Here is a 17,025-nt window from a genome sequence, read left to right as displayed (position 1 = left end):
GTCAGGCAGGACAGTACGTGTCGGTCTCGGGCAGGTTGCCGCCGTCGAGATAGCCGGTCAGCGGGGGCAATGCGCACGCGGTGTAGATGCTGGCCCCGTGGCCGACGCCTTGCCACATCACCCGACGGTTGTTGGAGCCGGCGTTGATGACGGTTGCGGCCACAGCCGCAACGCCCTCGTTGCCGACGATCGGGTCATTGCGCACGCCGAGCAGCAGCACCGGAATCTTGAGGTCCTTCGGGTCTTTCGGTGCCGTGCTGCTGGGCCAGTTGAGGCATTTGACGAGGTTCAGCGCGCCGACCGCGCCGAACTGCGGGTAGAGCTTGCCCCAGGCGACCACGAGTTCGCGAACGCGGTCGGGGGTCGGTCGGTTCAGCGCGTCGCTGCATGAGTTGACGAACTGGCCGTCGGTCTGGCGCAGGTTTTCGGCCTGGGTGATCAAGCCCGAGATCGGGCCGGCGTCACCGGCGCGAGCCGCGGCCAGTGCGGTCGCCAAATTGTTGGTGGCGGCCAGTCGGTCGCCCTGGGGGAAGCCCATTCCGGTGGTGATGGCGTCGGCCAGCGTGGCCACCGAGGCCCCGGCGGGCCCTCGGCCGGCGCGCGCATCGGCCAGCAGGGAGTCGACGGCACCCTTGGGGTCGGGTGCCAGTGGGCAGTTGGTGGCCACGCACTGCGCGGCGAACGCGTCCAGTGCGGCCTGCTGGCCTTTGACCCGCTGCTCGGCAGCCGCCTCGGCGCCGATCGCCAGCGGCAGCGGGGAGTCCAGGACCAGTCGCGACACCTTGTTGGGGTGCGAACCGGCGTAGGCCAGGGCCACCTGGGCGCCGTTGCCGACACCCAGCAGGGCCAGGGTGGGCACGTCCCAGGTGCTGCGCAGCCGCTCCAGGTCTTCGGCGGCATGCGCGTTGTCGTAAGCCGAGTCGCCCGGGGCAATGGTGTCAGTGCAACTGGTGGTGGCGGTCATGGTGACTTCGCGCAGATTGGCCACCGGATCGTCGCCGGCCTGAAACTGGGTCTGGTCCAGCATTTCCTGGCGGTCGTAGACGTCGCGGCAATCGAGTGCGTCGGACATGCCGATGCCGCGCCGGTCCACGGCGACGATGGGATGGGTCTTGAGGATGTCGGTTCCCGAGCGCGCCAGCCAGGTCGGCAGCTGCACCGAGGTGGGGATGTCGGTCCCGGTGGTCATCACCAGCGGGCCGGCGTCGGGCGGGGTCTGCGTCGAGCGGGCCCGCACGACGCCGATGCTGACCGTGCCGGTGGCCCCGCTGATCGGGTCGAGATCGGCGTCGTAGGTCGCGCAGTCCAGCGTGACGCCGGTGGGCGGTTGCACGCCGGCGCCGCTGAACACCCGAGGCGTGCAGTCGCGCCAGGACAGGTCGTTCTTGGGGGCTTCGATGCCGGGCGGACCGGGTGGGGCCGCCGACGTGCTCACGGGTTGTCCCTGCGGGTGAGCGCCGGAATCGGTGGCATACCGCGGATCTGCGGCGAACAGCGGTGCGCAAGCGGTGAGCACTCCCAGTGACAGAACGGGCGCGGCGACCGCGGACCTTCTCAGGGCTTTCACCAGCTGATGACGCATGCCGACCACAGTAGCGACAGACAGTGCCGATGCTCCTCGCGCCAGCGCTCGTCGGCGCATCTACCCGCGGACGTAGCGGGTGTACAGGTAGCCGTCGTCGTCGGTGAGCAGGTGTGACGGCCGCATCCGGGTGTGTGCCTGGCCCGGGCCGGTGGCGATGCGCCGTGCCACGCCGCCGACCAGGATCGGAGCCACTGTCAGGCACAACTCGTCGAGCAGGTCCTGCTCGATCAGCAGGCTCAGTAGTTGGGGACCGCCCTCGGTCAACACCCGGAAGAGTTTGCGTTCGGCGAGGATTCGCAGTGCCACCGCCGGGTCCACTCGGGTTGGATCGGCACCGGAGGCGTCGAGTACCTCGGCGACGGTTCCCAGCCGGTGCCGTGCCTCGCCGACGGTCTTGGTGGCGGTGAGGATCAGTGGTGCCACCTCGGTGCGGGTGAAGAACTTGGCGTCAGGCTCGAGGTCGGCCGACGCGGTGACGACGGCGATCGGCGGCACCTCAGCCTGGCCGCGACGTTGCCGCTCCTGACGTTGTGCGACCGTCAGCTGGACGCCCGAATAGTTCTCGATCCGTACGGTGGCAGCGCCCATCAGGATGACGTCGGCGGTGTGGCGCATGAGATTGAACACAGCCCGGTCACCCGGACCGCCCAGTCCGCCGGACTTGCCGTCCTCGGTGGCGCCGCCGTCCAGACTGCTGATCATGTTGCCGCGAACCCAGCATCTCTGCAGGTCATCGGGATAGGCGTAGTAATCGGCCAGCCGGCCGTCGGTGATTTTGTCGACATTTCCCAGCACGGTCAGTTCTGTTCCGGCGGTGTCATCGGACATGAACTGAATTGGAGCACGTCGTTACGCTGCCTCCATGCACGGGTCCAGCGGCGTCGCTCATCTCGCCGATCGTCATCCCTCCGTCACGCCCGAGCGGCTGGTCGCACAGTTGGTTCCGCCGCCGACGTTCGCCGACGTCAGCTATGACAGCTATCGCCCGGACCCGTCCGAACCGTCTCAGGCCGCCGCGGTTCAGTCGTGCCGCGATTTCTGTGAGCAGGCAGCGCTGAGGCGGGCCGGCAAGAAGAAGCTGTTCGGCAAGCGCGAGGTGCTGCCGGGGGTCGGGCTGTACCTGGACGGTGGGTTCGGCGTCGGCAAGACCCACCTGTTGGCCTCGACCTATTACACACTTTCCAAGGACGAGGCGGCCGCGGGATACCCGGCGGCGTTCGCCACGTTCGGCGAGCTGACCCAATTGGCCGGGGTGTTCGGCTACAACGAGTGCATCGACCTGCTCTCCGAGTATGTCGTTGTCTGCATCGACGAGTTCGAGCTGGACGACCCGGGTAACACGACATTGATCTCGCGGTTGCTCTCGGCGTTGGTGGAGCGTGGGGTGTCGATCGCGGCCACCTCGAACACCCTGCCCGAACAGTTGGGTGAGGGCCGGTTCGCCGCGCAGGACTTCCTGCGCGAGATCAACACGCTGGCCCAGATTTTCACCACGGTCCGCATCGAGGGCCCCGACTATCGGCATCGCGATCTGCCGCCGGCGCCCGAGCCGCTCTCCGATGAGGAGGTGGCACAGCGGGCCGAGGGTGTCGACGGCGCGACGCTGGACGACTTCGATGCGTTGTGCGCGCATCTGGCCACCATGCACCCGTCGCGCTATCACGCGTTGATCGAAGGGGTGACCGAGGTGTTCATCACCGGGGCGCATCCGATCGAGGATCAGAGTGTGGCACTGCGGCTCGTGGCGTTGACCGACCGGCTGTACGACGCGGGTGTTCCGGTGCTGGCGTCAGGGGCCAAGTTGGACACCATTTTCAGTCCGGAGATGGTGGCCGGTGGGTTCCGGAAGAAGTACCTGAGGGCCACCTCGCGGCTGCTGGCCTTGACCGCCGCGGCGCAAAGGACCGTTTAGACCGGCCGGGTCATCACGTAGTCGTCCTCGGTGCGGGTGCCGAGCCGGAAGGTCTTGGTGCCGCTGATGGTGAAGCCGTTCTTGGTGTAGAAGCGCTGGGCGCGGTGGTTGTGCTGGTTGACCCCCAGCCACATGCAGCCGGCCCCGGATTCGGTCCCGGCGTCCAGGGCCGCCGACATCAATGCCTGGGCCACACCTTCGCCGTGCCGGCCGGGCAGCACGTAGATCTTCGACAGTTCCAGTGCGGGCCGCAGGGTCACCGCCCGCTGGACATCATCGTCGTCGGGCACACCGTGGATCAGCATGGCGTATCCCGTGATCGAGTCCTCCCGCGCCACCAGCACGATCCGGTTCGGATCGGTGAGGTACTCGCCGAAGCGTTCCTCGGACAGGTTTTCGGCGATGAATGCGGCGACGTTTTCCGGGGTCACCGACGGGGGACAAGCCAAGGGAAATGTGGCGGCCGCGACCGCGGCGAGTTCCGGAAGATCAGCTGCCGTGGCGGGCGCTACCTGCATGGCTCTCCGTAGGCGCCCGCTCGTCGGTGATCACGGCAGGGGAGCGCCCGGCTGCCACAGATTCCATTGCGCCAGGTGCTTTCCCGACTTGGTGTCGGTCAACACCACGTTGGTGACCAGTGCGCGGTAGACGTCCCAGTAGACGTCGCCGTTGACGGTGGCGCCCGGGGGCGCGTTGCGCAGAGCTGCTTCGAGCCGGTTGGGCGCATCGGTGTGCTTGGGCTCGTACGCGTCGGCGTAAGGGGTGACGCCGTTGAAGGTGAACGCCAGTGCCATCGCGTACGGGTTGGGCGCAGCGACGGTGGTCACCGTGATCGGGGCCCGCCACGGACCGCCCTGGGCGCGCCAGCGGGGCGAACCGTTCCAGCCCCAGCCGGGCGGAACGTCGCTGGCGAGCACGTCGTGCACGGTGACGTCGGCGACGATGCCGTTGTCGGTCTCGACCCGCAGCGTCTCGCCGATGTTGCCGATCGGGGTGGCTTCGGCCGAGGCCGCCGGCGGAGCCACGAAGGCGGTAACCGACACCACCATGGCCGTGAACATGAGCGCAAACCAGCGAGGCATGCCAGGCATGATCGCACAGACTGAAACGTGTTACAGCCGGTTGGGTCAGGACACCCACGGCCCGACGCCGCCGACCTTGTCGATCCGGATGCGGGTGAGCCACCCCGGCGGCGCATCCTTCGGCGGGAACGGAACGTCGGGAGCGGCCAGGGTTTGCGCCAGGTCCTTGAGGAGTTCCGGTGCGCCGCCTTCGATGATGCGGGCGGTACCGGTGATCGCCAGATAGGGGCGCATCACCTCGCCCACCCGGCCCGGGTCGAGGATCGTCACCGCGACACGGGGATCGCGGCGGACATTGCGGACCTTCTTGTGTTCGGACAGGTGTGCCGTGACGAGCTCGTCACCGTCGGGAGTGGACTGCAACGCCACCCAGACCAGGGTGACCTGTGGGCTGCCGTCCGGGTTCAGCGTGACGAGCGTGGCGTCGGCCCCTGCACCGATCAGTTCGCGTGCGGCGTCGTTGAGTATCACGGTTGGTTCTACGGATGGGTGACCGCTTTCATTCCCGGCTCATTCCGCTTCGGTGTCCGCGGCCTTCGTCATGAACGGTGCCAGTGCTTCGGCCAGTTCGGTCTCGAACCGCTGCGGGTCGGCACCGAGGCGGTGCAGTGGCCCGTCGGAGTCCTCGGCCTCGGCCAGGGCGAGCAGGATGTGTTCGGTGCCGATGTAGTTGTGGCCGAGCCGAAGTGCCTGCCGGAAGGTCAGTTCCAGCGCTTTCTTGGCGCCGCCGTTGAACGGGATCAGTGCCGGAACCTCGCCTGCCGGTGGCGGAAGGGTGATGGCAGCACGAGCGGCTTCTTCGGTGATGCCTTGACTCACAAGGAGTTTGGCGGCAATCCCGTCGGGTTCGGCGAACAGGGCCAGCAGTAGGTGCTCGGGGGCGATTTCGGCATTGCCTGCCGCGTGGGCGGTGTTCTGCGCGGCGACGACGACGTTTCTGGCCCTTGGGGTGAACCGGCCGAATCCGGCACTCGGGTCGAGCGCGGCGGGGTCGAAATCGGGGACCTTGGGGACGAAGCGTTTCTGGGCGGCTTGCTTGGTGACACCCATTGCCTGGCCGATGTCGGTCCAGGAGGCGCCCGAGCGCCGCGCTTGGTCGACGAAATGTCCGATGAGGTGGTCGGCGATGTCGCCGAGGGCATCGGCGGCGATCATCGCGTCGATCAACTGCTCGAGGGGTTCGGTATGGGCCTTCTTGATTGCGCTGATGAGGTCGTCGAGGCGGACGGGGTTGGTGAGGGTGACGTTTTGGACCATGCGTCAACCCTAGGTTGACGATGCGGAGGCGTCAACCACAAGTTGACGGCGGCGAGTGGCGGGTGGCGCGGTGCCCGGGGACCCGCCCTCGCGGATCGGGCAAGATAGCGCCGGTGAATCTTGAAGAGCGCGTGCTCAACCTGTTGCGGCCCGTGCTGCGGCCGGTGATGCGGGTGCTGTCGCTGCGCACGATCGTCATCGTCGGTGCGCTGTCGGTGGTGGTCACCGTGATCACGCTGGGAACCTGGGTGTGGATCGGCGTCACCAATGACCAGTACAGCCAGCTCGACCGGCGCCTGGATTCGCTGAGCAGCCTCGGCGACGTGAGCACGCTGCTCAGTGCGACGAAGCAAGGTGCGGCGGACAACTCCACGCATGACGACGGTGGCTTGGTCCGCACCGCGCACATCGGTGGCGTCAGCGTCTCGGTCCCCAGTGACATCGTCTTGCCGAGACTGGAAAACGGCTATGCCAACACCACGATCGACGGGGTCGAGTACCGGGTGCGGACGTTCACTGCCGGGCCGGCCAGCATCGCACTCGGTGCACCGCTGGCCGAGACGCAGCGCCGGATCGACGAGCTGCACCTGCGGGTGTTGCTGATCTGTGGCGGCGTCATCGGCAGCACCATCGTGGTGGGTTGGATGATCTCGCTGGTGATGATCACGCCGTTCCGCCTGCTCGCGCAGCAGGCACGTGCCATCAACGCCCAGTCCAAACCCGATGAGGTGCAGGTGCGCGGTGTACGGGAGGCCGTGCAGATCGCCGAGGCGGTCGAGGGCATGCTCGCGCGCATCGGCAATGAGCAGGAGCGCACCAAGGCCGCGCTGGAATCGGCCCGCGACTTCGCCGCTGTCGCTTCCCACGAGCTGCGCACCCCCCTGACGGCGATGCGTACGAACCTGGAGGTGCTGTCCACCCTGGACATGACCGCCGAGCAGCGTCAAGAGGTGATCGGCGATGTGCTGCGTACCCAGAGCCGCATCGAGGGCACCCTGACCGCACTGGAGCGGTTGGCTCAGGGTGAGTTGACCACCGTCGAGGACTTCGTGCCGATGGATGTCACCGAACTGCTCGACCGCGCGGCCCACGATGCGCTGCGCACCTACCCGGGCTTGCGGGCCACCTTGATGCCCTCGCCGACGGTGCTGATGCTCGGCATGCCCGCGGGCCTGCGTCTGGTGATCGACAACGCCATCGCCAATGCCGTCAAACACGGTGGGGCCACCGAGATCCGGCTCAGTGCGGTCAGTTCGGCCGATGACGTGCAGATCGTGGTCGATGACAACGGTTCCGGAGTGCCCGAGGCCGAGCGCGCCGAGGTGTTCGAGCGGTTCGCCCGCGGCACCACCGCATCGCGTTCGGGATCTGGGCTGGGCTTGGCCCTGGTGGCTCAGCAGGCCGAATTGCACGGCGGCACAGCGGCTTTGCTGGAGAGTCCACTGGGCGGCGCACGGCTGTTGTTGCGGCTGCCGCTCAGGCCGGCCCGGGTGGAGGATGCGCCGTTCTGACCTGACGGCGGCTCAGCAGTCCTGAATCGGTGTCCGCGCCAGGAGCTCGTCGAGGAAGCCCGCGGCCTCGCGTCCGGCGCGCTCCACATCTCCGGCGGCGATCGCCTCGACCAGCTCGTCGTGCGGGAACATCCCGCCCGGGGCGGCGCTGGCGGTCGCGACGCTGGCCGTGATCGCCTCGAGTAGCCCGCGGTAGATCTCGATCAGCACCGGGTTGTGCGATGCACGCACCACTGCCAGGTGGAACTCCGTGTCGGACTGGGTGAACTGCGCGTGATCGGTGGTGTCGGTGTGTGCCAGGTGAGCGCGGAGTTCGGCAAGGTCTTCTTCGGTGCGGGCGGTCGCGGCCAGCCGGGCACCCTCCACCTCGAGGCAGCGCCGGACCTGTAGCACATCGCGCAGCTCGGATCCGCACAGCCGGCGCAGCGCTGCCGACACCTCGCTGGTGGCCCGCACGTAGGTGCCGTCGCCCTGGCGGACTTCGAAAATGCCGTTGTGTGCCAGCGCCCGAATGGCTTCCCGCACCGTGTTGCGCCCGACTCCGAGCGCCTCGACCAGTTCGGGCTCGGTGGGAATCCGGCTGTCCACCGGCCATTCGCCCGAGGTGACCAAGGTGCGCAACTGCTCGATGACCTGGTCGACCAGGCCCGTGCGCCGCGTTGTGGCCAGAGGCACTTTTGGCCCTTCCTTTCTCGGCCTTTCATCCAATCATAGGATGTATGGCATCATAGCCGGGTGAGTAGGACCCTGCGCAACGAATCCACGAACAGCTACGAGCACGATCTGGAGCTCGAGCTGGACGGTGCGGTAGAGGTTCGTCCCGGTGCAATGGCGGCAGGCGGAGCGCTCCTGGTCGTCGCGGTGATCCTGACCGCGCTGAACCTGCGCCCCGCGATCACCAGCATCGGACCGGTCCTCGGCGAGATGCGTGAATCGCTCGGCGCCTCGGCCGTCTGGGCCGGCGTGCTGACCACGCTGCCCGGGCTGTGTTTCGCCGCCGCGGGCCTGACCGCGCCCTGGTTGGCCCGCCGCGTCGGGCTGGGCCGGGCGATCTCGATCGCCCTGGTGATCCTCAGCATCGGCCTGGTCGTCCGCGTGCTCGACGGCCCCTACGTGGTGATCGGCGGGACGCTGGTGGCCACGGGCGGCATCGCGCTGGTCAATGTGCTCATCCCGGTGGTGATCAAGGGTTCGTTTCCCGCCCAGATCGGTCTGATGACCGGTGTTTACACGGCCGCCCTGCAGGGCGGCGGCGCGCTGGGATCCGCGGTCACCCCGCCGCTGGAGCCTCTGCTCGGCGGCTGGCGCGGTGCGCTGGGCTCCTGGGCGCTGGTGGCCGTCGTCGCGCTGCTGTTCTGGTTGGTGGGTGCTCGGGGCATCAGCCGGGCCCGCGCCCAGCAGGCTGCCTCGGGTGGTTCGGCACGGTCCCTGCTGCGCAGTCCGCTGGCCTGGACCATCACCTTGTTCTTCGGCTGCCAGTCGTTCCTGGCCTATGTCGTGATGGGCTGGCTACCCGAAGTGTTCATCGACAACGGCGTCAGCAAGACCGACGCCGGGCTGCTGCTGGGGCTGGTGTCCATCCTCGCGGTGCCGATCAGCCTGATCGTGCCGCCGCTGGCGGCCAAGCAGAAGAACCAGAGTGGGTGGATCGTCGGCCTCGGCGTGATCGGGATGGTCGGCATGATCGGTCTGCTCGTCAATCCTGGCGCGGTGCCGCTGCTGTGGAGCTTCTTCATCGGCATCGGTATGAGCGTTTTCTCGTTGGCGCTCACGGTGATCGCGCTCCGCGCGCGCAACGCCGAGGACACCGCCAGGCTGTCGGGGATGGCGCAGGGCTTCGGCTACCTGCTGGCCGGCGTGGGCCCGTTCACGTTCGGGTTGCTGCATGACATGACCGCCGGATGGACCGCGCCGTTCGTGATGGTGCTGGCGGTCTACCTGGTGCAGATGGTGGCAGGTGCGCTCGCCGGCCGTAACCGCTACGTCTGAGTCACAAGCCCGCATTGTGACGCCACAACATTGTGGCGCCTACCGGTGATCGGAGCAGGCCACCACCATTGGTGAGGTGACCACGTGTACCGCGCCCTATACGGCGGCAAGGCCGTTCCACACCGCTCTTCTTGCCGAATTGAACAGTGCGGGTTCGGCCTTCGGGCACATCACGCCGAACTGGTTCGCCTCGGTCATGGGCACCGGCATCGTGGCCACGGCCGCGGTCACCCTGCCGCTGCACCTGCCGGGCCTTCACGAATTCGCCACGGTGGTTTGGATTCTGGCCGGCACGCTGTTGGTGGTGCTGACCGCGGCGTTCGCCGCGCACTGGATCCGGCATCGTGACCAGGCGAAAGCCTATGCCGCGCATCAGGTGGTCGGGCAGTTCTATGGCGCTCCGGCGATGGCGCTGCTCACGGTGGGAGCGGGGGCGCTGCTGCTCGGCCCTGCGATCGTCGGCCAGGCTGCGGCGGTGGCGCTGGACGTGGTGCTGTGGACTGCCGGAACGGTGTTGGGACTGGTTGTGGCCCTGTGGCTTCCGTTCGCGATGATCACCCGGGAGGATCACGCCGACGTGGAGGCGGTCCCGGCCTGGATGATGCCCGTGGTTTCACCGATGGTCTCCGCCTCGACCGGCGCGCTGCTTGTGTCACACCTGGGCCCCGGGCAAGCCGGGATGACCTTGTTGGTGGCCTGCTATGCCATGTTCGGCCTGAGCCTGCTGGCCGGACTGATCACCACGACCATGGTGTACTCGCGGCTCATGCACGGTGGCTTCAGCCAGGTGCAGGCGGTCCCCACGGTGTGGATCGTGCTGGGTGTCGTCGGCCAGTCGATCACCGCGGCCAATCTGCTGGCCGCCCATGCCGGCTCGGTACTGACCGATCCAGCCACGGTGTCGGCCCTGCACGCTTTCGGGATCGTGTACGGCCTGGTGATGGGTGGTTTCGGAGCGTTCGTGTTCTGCCTCGCGACGGCACTGACCGTGCACGCGGCACGGCGCGGGTTGTCTTTCAGCCTGACCTGGTGGAGCTTTACCTTCCCGGTGGGTACCTGCGTGACGGGTGCGTCGGCGTTGGGTGCGGCCACCGGTGCGGTGGCCATCTCCTGGCTTGCGGTCGCGTTGTACGTGTTGTTGCTCGGTGCGTGGGCGACGGTGGCCACCAACACGGTGCGCGGTGTGCGGTCCGGTCGGCTGCTGCGCGGCTGACGCACAAGGTGGCGCCGAGTGCGACGCAGGGGTCGTAGATCCTTCGCGGGAACGACCTTTGCGTCACTCTCGGCGGTGTTGATGGGACCCGATGTGACTGAGCAGCTCGCGCACCGCCCCCGCCGGTGGGGTGCGGCCTCCCGACCAGATCGCCCGCAGTTCCCGGCACAGGTCCAGCCCGGTGACGGGCACCGCGCACAACCGGCCGAGGGTGAGGTCGTCGTCGACGGCCAGTCTGCTCATCACGGCCGGTCCGGCACCGGCCAGCACCGCGGCGCGCATGGCAGCCGCAGAGGACAGTTCGATCACCGGATCGGCTTGCCGGCTCGAGGGGCCCAGCGTGGACCGCAGCGCGGAGCTGAGGGCTTCCCGTGTGCCCGAACCGGGTTCGCGGGACACCAGCGCGGTCGCGTTGAGTTCGCCGGGGTCCACCGGTGCCGACCGGCGTGCCCACTTGTGCTCCGGCGGCACCACGGTCACCAGTTCGTCATGGGCGATCACCCGGCTGCGTAAACCGGCTGGGGCTCCAGGGGATTCGATGAACCCGAGGTCGGCGGACCCGTCACGCACCGCGGCGATCACCTGATCGCTGTTGGTCGCGGTGAGGATGACTTGCGGTGCGGCGACGCCTCGGCGTGCCGCGTCGGCCTGCAGCGACACCAACCACCGTGGCATGAGTTGCTCGGCGATCGTCAGGCTGGCCGCGACGGTGATCCGGCTGTGGCTTTCGTTGCGCATCGCGGCCAATCCGGCGTCCACGCGTCCGGCGACATCGAGCAATTGATCGGCCCACTCGGCGACGACCGCCCCGGCCGCGGTCAGCCGCGAGCCACGGGGACTGCGCTGCACCAGCCGCACCCCGGTTTGGGCTTCGATGGAGGCCAGGCGGGCCGATACCGCTTGCTGGGTGAGGCCCAGTTCCCGGCCGGCGGCGCCGAGGCTGCCGGTGCGCGCGATCGACAGCAGCACTTCGAACGCTGCCAGCTCGGGCATCCGTGCGCTCAGCGGCATGTTCAGGATCGTAGGTCGTGGTCACAAACCACGCTTGTGAACGCCCGGTTATGGACCGCGGGCGGCCGTGGTGTAGCCTGGCCGACGTGACTATCGGTGTGTGTGCCAGCTATTGGCGCTTTATCAAGGCTCCGGGCGGAGCCGATAAAGCGCAGCACTAAGCACGCATCCACCCGGAGCCCAGGCAGTGACCATCGGTCGCTGCCTTTCGTCGTTACAGGGCGCCGGACCTCTGACAGGTGCCCACCACCAGGAAGGCACCTGAAAATGAATTTGGCGCAGATCGCCAACGCCCCCGCCACATCGGACCGACGGGTCCGCAGTTTCAGCGCGATTCCCAGCCCGCACGACGTGCTGTCCGAGTTCCCGCTCGGGGAGCGCCGTGCCGAGCGGGTGGCCCGCGACCGCGACCAGATCGCCGACATCCTGGCCGGCCGGGACGACCGGCTGCTGGTGGTCGTCGGTCCGTGTTCGGTGCACGATCCCGCCGCCGCGCTGGAGTACGCCAGCCGGTTGGTCAAGGTGGCCGACGAGCTCAAAGACCAGCTCAAGATCGTGATGCGGGTGTACTTCGAAAAGCCGCGCACCACCATCGGCTGGAAGGGTCTGATCAACGACCCGGGCATGGACGGCACCTACGACGTCGCGCGTGGCCTGCGGGTGGCCCGCCAACTGCTGCTCGACATCATCGACATCGGGCTGCCGGTCGGGTGCGAGTTCCTGGAGCCGACCAGCCCGCAGTACATCGCCGACGCCGTCGCCTGGGGTGCGATCGGTGCTCGCACCACCGAGTCGCAGGTGCACCGCCAGTTGGCGTCGGGCCTGTCGATGCCGGTCGGGTTCAAGAACGGCACCGACGGCAACATCCAGGTCGCCGTCGACGGCGTGAAAGCTGCTGCAGCTCAGCATGTTTTCTTCGGTATGGATGATATGGGCCGGGGCGCGCTGGTCAGCACGGCGGGCAACGAGGACTGCCATGTGATCCTGCGTGGCGGCACCGGCGGACCGAACTACGGCCCCGACGCGGTGGCCGATGCCGCCGCCAAGCTGACCGCTGCCGGGCTGCCAGGCCGTGTCGTGATCGATTGCAGCCATGCCAATTCCGGCAAGGATCACATCCGTCAGGCATCGGTGGCAGCCGAGGTCGCCCAGTTGGTTCGGGACGGGTTGCCGATCAGCGGGGTGATGCTGGAGAGCTTCCTGATCGCCGGTGCCCAGTCGCCAGAGGCCCGTCCGCTGACCTACGGCCAGTCGGTCACCGACAAGTGCATGGATTGGGACGCAACGGATCTGGTGTTGCGGGAGCTGGCAAAGCGCGAAGGTTAGGTCCCGCTCGGCTTGCGGTACCGGCCACCGGGATCGCGGTCGAACTTGGGCGGGTTGGCGGGGTCGAGTTCGATGAGGACATCGTCATCGGCGTCGTTAGGCGCACTGAACACGACGACGTGGGACCCCGCCAGTGGAACCCGGGCGTGATCGGCAACCATGTTGGCGGTCACCACCCGGCGCCCGGCCGGCCCCTCGAATGCGACTGTCACGGTGAATTGCGGGTCGTCCGCGGTCCAGCGTTTCAGGAATTCCACGTTGCTCAACACGCCCGGTGAGCGAACACCATGACTGCGCAGGGTCGCCAGCCGGTGTTGGCGCCGCCGGATGTATCGCACACCCCGCCACGCCGCGAGGGTGGCGGTCGCCGCGCCGGCCGAACAGGCCACGCTGGCCAGGGCGACGACCCCGCCGCTGAAATCCCTGAACCACAGGGCGGCGCCGAGCAATCCGACCGCGACACCGGCCAAGGTAGGTATCAGGGCGATCCAGTTGCCGGTCCTGCGTTGCCCGAACGTGTCGCGGGCCTCGTCGGCAACGATGCTCGCCAGGATGGCCGGCAGAAACGATCCGATGATCGCGGCGATGCCCAACCATGGTGACGGGCCGTGGCTCGGCTGGTCGTGGCTGTGCAGGCTGCGAAACCAGAAGGCGGCCGCGACGGCGATCGGCACCCACAGGATGAACGTCAGCACGGCGAAGAATCGCAGCGTTTCCGATGGCTGGGAGGCCGGCACAGTGATGCGGCTGTGCTTCTCCACGGTCGAGAAGTGGGGGAGCGAACCTTCCCAGCTGTCCGGCTGGACGGTGGTATCGCCGGTCATGAGGTGCTCCCTTCACTCGGAGTCACCAGTATCGGCTACGTGTCCGAGCCTTCGGGCAGGTCGTCCGCGTCGCGCTGCCAGCTTCCGGGCATCATCGGGGTGGTGGTACCGCTGCCGAACGTGTCATCGGCGAGCGTGGTCAGCCCGGCCGGACCGGCAACGGCGGATTTCACTGCGGTGCCGGTGAATCCGAGGTTGCCGGCGCCGCTGCCGGAAGCACGGGTGGCGGTTTGCTCAGGCGGTGCCGTGGTGGTGTCACCGTCTGCGGTCATGAACTCGTAGCGGTAGCCGCGATCTTTGGCTGTCCCGCCGCGACGCTTGCGCGCCTGCGCCCGTCGCTTGTTGATCGCGGCCGCTGTCGCGGCGGCCGCCGACGATGCCCCGACCGAGTCCGACGCCTGCGCGGTCGCGCTGTGCCGCATGGTCGGGCCGAAACCGAACCCGGGGCCAGCGCCGGGGACTGCGTACATGCTGGTTTCGGCGCCGGTGGCCATCGGTGCAGGGGAGGGCGCCGGGGTGACCGGCGCTGCGCTCGGGGCCGGCGCCGCCGTACCCGCGGTCACCGACGGCGCGGACGGGCCCGGGAGTGCGGCGATCGCGGGGTGCTCGGCCGGTTGGGAGACCGTCTCGGGGCCGGGGGCGTCGATGGGAATGTCGTAGGCCTGTGCCAGCCCGACCAGCCCGAGCATGCCCAGCATCGCAGGTGAGGCCGCGGCGACCGCCGCGGCATACAGCGGAGTGCCGAGTACGGCGAACACCGCCGTGTACGCGCCGAGGAAGAACACGTTGATGTAGGTAGTGAACAACAGGGACGGATCGGCAATGATCTCGGCGAGGACCTGAGGAATCCGCCATGGTTCGAGGATGAATTCCCTGAGCTGGTCGTACATCCCGTAAAAGTGCTCGGACTGCCCGGCCAGCCAGTTCCCGATCGGGTCGTTTGCCTCGATCCAGTCTTTGATCGGATTGCTGAACGTGAGGGCGTCACCCGACTCGGCGGCGCGAGCCTGGGTGGCGGCCTGCATGACCATGGCCGATCCCGACCCCAGCTCCCCGATGCCCGGCGCCATCAGCATCGGTGCCGCCGTGGAGGGCGGGGTGGTCGCCACCGCCACTTCGGTGGCCGCCTGGTAGGTCGTCATCGTGGTGGCGGCCTGGACCCACATGCGCACGTAGTCGGCCTCGTTGACGGCGATCGGGACGGTGTTGATCCCGAAGAAGTTGGTCGCCACCAACACCCCGAGGGTCGCACGGTTGGCGGCCAGCTCGGCGAGCGTCGGCATGGCCGCGAGCGCGGCGGTGTAGGAGGCGGCGGCGGTCTCGATCTGCGCGGCCACCCCGGCGGTGCTCGCGCTCGTCTCCGTCAGCCAGGCCAGATAGGGGAGGTGTGCCGTGGTGTACCGCTCGGCGCTGGGACCCTCCCAGGCGCCGGCCTGCACGGTGCCCATCAGGGTCGTCAATTCTGTTGCTGCCGCAGAGTATTCGGTGCTCAAGGAGCTCCACGCGCCGGCGGCGGCCAGCAGCGGTCCGGCGCCGGGCCCGCTGCTGAGAAGTGCCGAGTGGACTTCGGGCGGCACGGCCATCCAGACCGGGGCGGTCATCGCGCACCTCGCCGGAAGCTGCGAAGGGTGGCGGTGCTGTTTGCTGCGATGGGGGTGGGGGCGCAGATGGTCATCGGTGTTGTCCCGGGTGCGGTGCGTGCAGGCGGCCCGGTGTCTCCTTTCGATCGCTTCGCCCCCCGGTAGCTAAGTATGGTTAGCATAAGCTAACTTCAACTTATTTGGGGTATGAAGTTCCTATGTCTTGGGGATCGTCGGTAATGGGCTGAGCTCAGCGACGGTAGGCGGGCAGCTTCTCGGCGAGTTCGTCGAACATGCGCTGGTTGAGCCCGAAGGCCAGCTTCACCTCGCCGACCACGCGATCAATGTCGTCCCTGTCGAGGCCGAGTCCGTCGAGGCGGGCCCGGTAGGCGTCCTTGTACGGCTTGGGCCGCATCGGAAAGTCGTAGAACGCAAGGCCTTCGGCGTCGAGGCCGAACGAGCGGCCCAGAATGCGGCCGATGGCCTGACCGCCGGAAAGGTCACCGAGGTAGCGCGTGTAGTGATGGGCCACGAGCACGCCGCCCCAAGGGGAATCGGCGAACCGATCGCAATACGCACGTACCGCGGGTGAGTCGACGTCACGATCCGCGCCGGGTGCCCAATGGGCCAGGTCGGCGTCGATGGCGTCGAGCCGCTCGAGTGCCGGGTCGTACACGGCGCTGACCAGCGGGTCGGCGCGGTGTTCCCGGACAGCGGACTCCAAGGCGTCATAAATCGCCCGCAACCGCAGCAGATAGTCCACGTAGCCCTGTTCGTTGACCCGGCCGCTCAGCAGCTCGGTGATGAACGGCGACTGCTCGGCGGCGTCGTGCTGGTCGGTCGAGTCCTGACGCATCGCCGCGGACAGCGATCGGACGGACTCGGTTGCGACGGCACTCGGCGGCATACTCGGCTCCACTTGGTAGGGATCAACTTTGACAGCTTGTCAGCATCATCCTGACAACCTGTCGGAAACCTAACACGGGACCGGCGGTTGCGGGGGCCTACGGTTTTCGGAGACGCACGCGGCTAGCGCGTCGCGCCGAGCGCGCGCAGGACGAACCGTTCGATTGCCTGGACCGGAAGGTGCCGCGGCGCCAAGCAAGCGTGAATCAGCGACATGGTGGCGGGCTCGTCGTCGACGACGAACTGTCCGGCGGCGACCCCCTGGGCCAGGATCTCGCGCAGCACGTCCTCGACCGCCACCACGTGGTCGCGGATGGCCAGCATGGTTTCGGTCGACAATGCGCCGTAGAGCTGCATGCCCATACCCATGTGGAATTCCTGTCCGGCCTCCAGCTGATGGCGGATGTACACCCCGAGACGTCCGACCGGATCGTCGACCTCGGACAAGGCGGCGCGCAGCCCGTCGAGGTAGCGGGTGGTCTCGTGGGAGGCGAAGGCGATCACCACGGATTCCTTGTCCGGGAAATGGTGATAGATCGCGGTCCGGCCGATGCCGGCCTCGGCCGCGAGCTTGGCCATCGTGATCGCGTCGAAACTGTGCTCGGCCATGAGCGTCGCGAACGCCTCGAAGATGCGCTGTTGGACCAGCTCGCGGTGTTCTCCGACCGATGAGGCACTGATCCTGGGCACGCTCGACTCTAACCCGGATTTTGCGTGGAAATGGGCGTGGGCTTGGTCTGATGTCGAGTTGTGTTGCTGGGGAGTAGTTTTCGGGTGTAGGCGTGGGTGGATTGTCCTGTTTCGCCAGGTGGTGCGGGCTTTCCCGGGG

The 17,025-nt window shown here is 67.8% G+C and carries 17 protein-coding genes; 5 read left to right on the top strand and 12 right to left on the bottom strand.

All coding sequences use genetic code 11. From position 1 onward, the window contains the following. Position 1: 1 nt before the first annotated feature. Entirely contained in the window at positions 2-1,582 is a 1,581-nt protein-coding gene (locus tag BKG60_RS21800; protein WP_070185647.1) for an alpha/beta hydrolase, read from the bottom strand. A 60-nt stretch (positions 1,583-1,642) separates the two neighbouring features. After that, positions 1,643-2,413, bottom strand: a complete 771-nt coding sequence (locus BKG60_RS21795; RefSeq protein WP_075909969.1) for a pyrimidine reductase family protein — start codon at positions 2,411-2,413, stop codon at positions 1,643-1,645. A gap of 34 nt (positions 2,414-2,447) precedes the next feature. On the opposite strand from BKG60_RS21795, the gene zapE reads away from it, so the two are divergent. Next, positions 2,448-3,497: a cell division protein ZapE gene (zapE, locus tag BKG60_RS21790; RefSeq protein ID WP_075909968.1), complete on the top strand. Its 1,050-nt coding sequence runs from the start codon at positions 2,448-2,450 to the stop codon at positions 3,495-3,497. Here zapE and BKG60_RS21785 read toward each other — a convergent pair. Genes BKG60_RS21785 through BKG60_RS21770 form a run of 4 tightly spaced genes read right to left on the bottom strand, consistent with a single transcriptional unit; the run spans position 3,494 to position 5,836 of the window. Beyond that, on the bottom strand, positions 3,494-4,015 hold the full coding sequence (locus BKG60_RS21785) for a GNAT family N-acetyltransferase (RefSeq protein ID WP_075909967.1): 522 nt from the start codon (positions 4,013-4,015) through the stop codon (positions 3,494-3,496). The two genes, zapE and BKG60_RS21785, sit on opposite strands and share 4 nt — an antisense overlap. A gap of 30 nt (positions 4,016-4,045) precedes the next feature. Then, positions 4,046-4,579, bottom strand: coding sequence for a hypothetical protein (locus BKG60_RS21780; RefSeq protein WP_075909966.1), 534 nt, complete (start codon positions 4,577-4,579; stop codon positions 4,046-4,048). Between the two features lie 45 nt (positions 4,580-4,624). Beyond that, positions 4,625-5,050, bottom strand: coding sequence for a PPOX class F420-dependent oxidoreductase (locus tag BKG60_RS21775; RefSeq protein ID WP_075909965.1), 426 nt, complete (start codon positions 5,048-5,050; stop codon positions 4,625-4,627). 39 nt (positions 5,051-5,089) lie between these two features. Beyond that, positions 5,090-5,836 (bottom strand): Clp protease N-terminal domain-containing protein, encoded by a 747-nt coding sequence (locus BKG60_RS21770; protein ID WP_075909964.1) that lies wholly within the window; start codon positions 5,834-5,836, stop codon positions 5,090-5,092. A 167-nt stretch (positions 5,837-6,003) separates the two neighbouring features. Here BKG60_RS21770 and BKG60_RS21765 point away from each other — a divergent pair, with 167 nt between their 5' ends. Further along, a complete protein-coding gene (locus BKG60_RS21765; protein WP_070185652.1) occupies positions 6,004-7,347 on the top strand; it encodes a sensor histidine kinase in 1,344 nt (447 codons plus the stop codon). 12 nt (positions 7,348-7,359) lie between these two features. Here the strand turns inward: BKG60_RS21765 and BKG60_RS21760 are convergent, their stop codons facing one another. After that, on the bottom strand, positions 7,360-8,022 hold the full coding sequence (locus tag BKG60_RS21760; RefSeq protein WP_075909963.1) for a FadR/GntR family transcriptional regulator: 663 nt from the start codon (positions 8,020-8,022) through the stop codon (positions 7,360-7,362). A gap of 153 nt (positions 8,023-8,175) precedes the next feature. On the opposite strand from BKG60_RS21760, the gene BKG60_RS21755 reads away from it, so the two are divergent. After that, a complete protein-coding gene (locus tag BKG60_RS21755; protein WP_070185651.1) occupies positions 8,176-9,336 on the top strand; it encodes a CynX/NimT family MFS transporter in 1,161 nt (386 codons plus the stop codon). Positions 9,337-9,412: 76 nt separating this feature from the next. Further along, entirely contained in the window at positions 9,413-10,549 is a 1,137-nt protein-coding gene (locus tag BKG60_RS21750) for a TDT family transporter (RefSeq protein WP_075909962.1), read from the top strand. 63 nt (positions 10,550-10,612) lie between these two features. Here the strand turns inward: BKG60_RS21750 and BKG60_RS21745 are convergent, their stop codons facing one another. Further along, entirely contained in the window at positions 10,613-11,560 is a 948-nt protein-coding gene (locus tag BKG60_RS21745) for a LysR family transcriptional regulator (RefSeq protein ID WP_070185638.1), read from the bottom strand. A gap of 267 nt (positions 11,561-11,827) precedes the next feature. On the opposite strand from BKG60_RS21745, the gene BKG60_RS21740 reads away from it, so the two are divergent. Then, positions 11,828-12,886: a 3-deoxy-7-phosphoheptulonate synthase gene (locus BKG60_RS21740; RefSeq protein ID WP_075909961.1), complete on the top strand. Its 1,059-nt coding sequence runs from the start codon at positions 11,828-11,830 to the stop codon at positions 12,884-12,886. Here BKG60_RS21740 and BKG60_RS21735 read toward each other — a convergent pair. From BKG60_RS21735 to BKG60_RS21720, 4 genes are all read right to left on the bottom strand, one after another. Beyond that, positions 12,883-13,710 carry a hypothetical protein gene (locus BKG60_RS21735; protein ID WP_075909960.1) on the bottom strand — a complete coding sequence of 276 codons (828 nt, stop codon included), beginning with the start codon at positions 13,708-13,710 and terminating at the stop codon, positions 12,883-12,885. The genes BKG60_RS21740 and BKG60_RS21735 overlap by 4 nt on opposite strands. A gap of 35 nt (positions 13,711-13,745) precedes the next feature. Next, complete coding sequence (locus BKG60_RS21730; protein WP_070943963.1) at positions 13,746-15,311, bottom strand: PPE family protein; 1,566 nt, start codon at positions 15,309-15,311, stop codon at positions 13,746-13,748. Between the two features lie 229 nt (positions 15,312-15,540). Beyond that, the gene (locus BKG60_RS21725; RefSeq protein ID WP_070943962.1) at positions 15,541-16,197 is read right to left on the bottom strand and encodes a biliverdin-producing heme oxygenase; all 657 of its coding nucleotides are present in this window, start codon (positions 16,195-16,197) and stop codon (positions 15,541-15,543) included. 122 nt (positions 16,198-16,319) lie between these two features. Further along, a complete protein-coding gene (locus BKG60_RS21720; protein WP_070185633.1) occupies positions 16,320-16,886 on the bottom strand; it encodes a TetR/AcrR family transcriptional regulator in 567 nt (188 codons plus the stop codon). Between the last annotated feature and the right edge of the window lie 139 nt (positions 16,887-17,025).

Source organism: Mycobacterium syngnathidarum (assembly GCF_001942625.1).
Lineage (GTDB): Bacteria > Actinomycetota > Actinomycetes > Mycobacteriales > Mycobacteriaceae > Mycobacterium > Mycobacterium syngnathidarum.
This window is presented reverse-complemented; position numbering and strand designations above follow the sequence as displayed.